The sequence below is a fragment of the Novosphingobium sp. B-7 genome (genome assembly GCF_000410615.1).
Taxonomy (GTDB): domain Bacteria; phylum Pseudomonadota; class Alphaproteobacteria; order Sphingomonadales; family Sphingomonadaceae; genus Novosphingobium; species Novosphingobium capsulatum.
Genome location: NZ_KE148522.1, coordinates 1 through 3,271, shown reverse-complemented (window position 1 = coordinate 3,271; position 3,271 = coordinate 1). Strand labels below are relative to the sequence as shown.

The following is a 3,271-nucleotide window of genomic DNA, read 5'->3' as shown; positions in this document are numbered from 1 at the left end:
CCGCACATGCGCCACCAGGGCCGGCACCATCAGGTGGCAGAAATAGGGGCTGGCCGCCAAGGTGAACGTGCGGTCGGCGCGCGCCGGTTCGAACGCGGTGGGGGCCAGGGCCGCCTGGAACTGGGCCAGGCCACGCCGCACGCCGCCGGCGATTTCCTCTGCGCGCGCAGTGGGTTGCAAGCCGCTTTGCTGACGCAGGAACAGCGGATCGTCCATCGCGCGGCGCAGGCGCGCCAGGGCATGGCTGACCGCGGGCTGGGTCAGCCCGAGCTGGCGCGCCGCGCGGGTCACGCTGCGGGTTTCCATCAGCGCATCGAACACGCGCAGCAGGTTGAGATCGAGAGCCATCATGCACACTGCTTATATCTAAATCGCCAAATAATCATTCGACTTATGGGCATGCAGCGATACGAGAACCCCGAAACGGCGTCTTTGCGCGCCGGGGCGCGATGTGGGCAAAAGAATGGCACGAGATGATGTGGCGGGCAGTGGCCCGAACGCCAACGTGGTGGCAGATCCGGCACCGCCGGCACGGCGGCAGCGGTGGCGCCTGCCCCTGTTGATCGGCGGAGTGGTAATCGCAGCGGCGGTGGGAACCTGGCTCTATCTGGGCAGCCAGGGGCACGAAACCACCGACAACGCCTATATCCAGGCCGGCCTTGTCGCCGTCAGCGCCAATGTAAGCGGTCCGGTGATCGCGGTGGAGGTGCATGAAAACAGCCGCGTCAAGAAAGGCGACGTGCTGTTCCGCATCGATCCCGCGCCGTTCCAGGTGGCCGTGGCGGCGGCCGAGGCAGACTTGGCCAATGCCCGCACCCAGGTAGAGGCGCAGCGCGCCACCTATGCCCAAGGCCAATCGGAACTGACGACGGCGCGCGCCCAGCTGGACTATGCCATGCGCGAGGCGGCGCGGCAGAAGGCCTTGCTGGCACAGAGCATTTCCTCGCAGAACCAAGCCGATCAGGCCGTGCTGGCCGAGCGCACCGCGCGCGCCGCCGTGGCCGCCGCGCAACAGCACAATGCCAGCCTGGCGGCCGCGCTTTCGGGCAAGGTCGATGCGCCGATCGCCGACCAACCTGCCGTCCGCCGCGCGCAGGCGGCCCTCGATCAAGCGCGGCTCAACCTGTCTTACACGGTGGTGCGCGCCGCGCAGGATGGCGTGGTGACCAAGGTGCCGCAATTGCAGGTGGGCAGCTATGTCACGGCGGCCAAGCCGGTGTTTACCCTGGCCGGCACGCATCTGTGGATCGAGGCGAATTTCAAGGAAAACCAGCTTGATCAGATGCGCATCGGGCAACCCGCCACGGTGCGGCTCGATGCCTTTCCCTCGCTGCATCTGCGCGCGCGCCTGGCGAGTTTCAGCCCTGGCACCGGCAACAGCTTTGCCCTGCTGCCGGCCGAAAACGCCACGGGCAACTGGGTAAAGGTGGTGCAGCGCCTGCCGGTGGAGTTCGAGATCGAGAACCCGCCCGCCGGGGTGCCGCTCCATGCCGGTTTGAGCGCGGAAGTGACGGTCGATACCAGGGGTGCCGGCAGCGGGCAGGCGGCGCACTGATGACCGCGGGCTATCCGCCGGCCGGGGTGCGGCGCATGGTCACCGCCTCGGTCATGGCCGCGACGGTGATGAACTCGCTCGACAGCACGATCGCCAACGTCGCCCTGCCGCATATCCAGGGCAGCGTCTCGGCCTCGGCCGACGAGATCACCTGGGTCCTGACCTCGTACATCGTCGCCGCCGCGATCTGCACGCCGCTGACCGGGTGGCTGGCCGGGCGGTTTGGCCGGCGGCGGCTGATGCTGTGGTCGATCGTGGGGTTCACCATCGCCTCGGGCCTGTGTGGCATGGCCACCAATCTTACCGAAATCGTGGGATTCCGCCTGTTGCAGGGCGTGTTCGGCGCGGCGCTGGTGCCGATGAGCCAGGCCATCCTGCTCGATATCAACCCGCCCGAGCGCCATGGCCCGGCTATGTCGGTGTGGTCGATGGGCGCGGTGCTGGGGCCGATCGTGGGCCCGGCGCTGGGTGGCTGGCTGACCGATAACCTGACGTGGCGGTGGGTGTTTTTCATCAACCTGCCGATCGGCGCGCTGGCCTTTGCCGGCTTGTCGCTGTTCCTCAAGGAAAGCCCGCAACGTACGCAGACCCGGCTCGACCTATTCGGCTTTGCCATGCTGGGCCTGGCGGTGGGTTCGCTGCAACTGATGCTCGATCGCGGACAGACCAAGGACTGGTTCAGCGCCACCGAGATCGTGGTCGAGGCCATGCTCGCGCTGCTCTTTGCCTATCTGTTCGTGGTGCACATCCTGACGGCGCGGCGCCCGTTCATCGATCTGGCCTTGTTTGCCAACCGCAATTTCACGCTGGGTTCGATCTTCGGTTTTTTCCTGGGCGTGCTGATCTTTTCGGTGCTCGCCCTGCTGCCGCCCATGCTGGAAGGGCTGATGCACTATCCGGTGGTGCTGACCGGCCTCGTCACCGCGCCGCGCGGGGTGGGTTCGCTGATCGCGATGATGCTGGCCGGGCGGCTGATCAAGCGTGTCGATGCGCGGCTGCTGATCCTGATCGGGTTTATCCTGAGCGCCTGGTCGATGTATCGGATGAGCGCGTTTTCGCTGGGCATGGATGAAAGCCTGATGATCTGGTCGGGCTTCATCCAGGGTCTGGGGACGGGCATGATCTTTGTGCCGCTGTCCACCATCACGTTTGCCACGCTCGACGCGCGGTTCCGCAACGAAGGCGCGGCGATGTTCACGCTGATCCGCAATATCGGCTCGGCCATCGGCATTTCGGTGCTGCAGGCGATGACCGTGCGCAACACCGCCACGGTGCATGCCCGCCTGGTCGAAGGCGTGCGGCCCGACAATCCCGTGCTGGCCTGGACAGCGCCGGGGCTGGATTTCCATGCCGCAGACCAGGTGGCGCGGATCAACGCGGCAATCACCAACCAGGCAGCCATGGTCGGCTATATCGATGCGTTCTGGGCGCTGTTCCTGGTCACGCTGCTGGCCATTCCGCTGCTGCTGTTCCTGCGCGGCCCGCGCCGCAGCCGGGATGGTGACGATCTTCATCTGCACATGGATTGACCGATGCGCGCCAGACGATGCCTTGTTCCGTTGGCTTTCTTTCCGGCTGCACTGGTTGCCGGATGCACGGTCGGCCCCGATTTCCATCGCCCGGCCGCCCCTGTGGCCACCGCCTATCGCGCGGCCGACGATGTCGCGCCTGCCGCCGGCGCCACGCCGCAGGCCAGCCTGGGCGAAGGGCCGCAGG

General features: G+C 66.7%; 3 protein-coding genes and 1 pseudogene. 3 read left to right on the top strand and 1 reads right to left on the bottom strand.

Annotated features, from left to right (window positions below):
• A partial coding sequence (locus H926_RS33960; protein ID WP_022678570.1) for a LysR family transcriptional regulator occupies nucleotides 1–351 on the bottom strand: 351 nt, incomplete at its 3' end.
• Nucleotides 352–463: 112 nt separating this feature from the next.
• Here H926_RS33960 and H926_RS30520 point away from each other — a divergent pair.
• The 3 genes and pseudogenes from H926_RS30520 to H926_RS32815 form a co-directional block, all read left to right on the top strand.
• Complete coding sequence (locus H926_RS30520; protein ID WP_022678569.1) at nucleotides 464–1,555, top strand: HlyD family secretion protein; 1,092 nt, start codon at nucleotides 464–466, stop codon at nucleotides 1,553–1,555.
• Nucleotides 1,555–3,084 (top strand): DHA2 family efflux MFS transporter permease subunit, encoded by a 1,530-nt coding sequence (locus H926_RS0124410; protein WP_022678568.1) that lies wholly within the window; start codon nucleotides 1,555–1,557, stop codon nucleotides 3,082–3,084. Before H926_RS30520 ends, H926_RS0124410 begins: the two co-directional genes overlap by 1 nt.
• A gap of 3 nt (nucleotides 3,085–3,087) precedes the next feature.
• Nucleotides 3,088–3,271: pseudogene (locus tag H926_RS32815) on the top strand (hypothetical protein); the annotation flags it as partial.

What these genes read in the sequence shown, in the direction of transcription:
- H926_RS30520 (WP_022678569.1), top strand. Translation starts at nt 464, where the DNA reads ATGGCACGAGATGATGTGGCGGGCAGTGGCCCGAACGCCAACGTGGTG.
- H926_RS0124410 (WP_022678568.1), top strand. Translation starts at nt 1,555, where the DNA reads ATGACCGCGGGCTATCCGCCGGCCGGGGTGCGGCGCATGGTCACCGCC.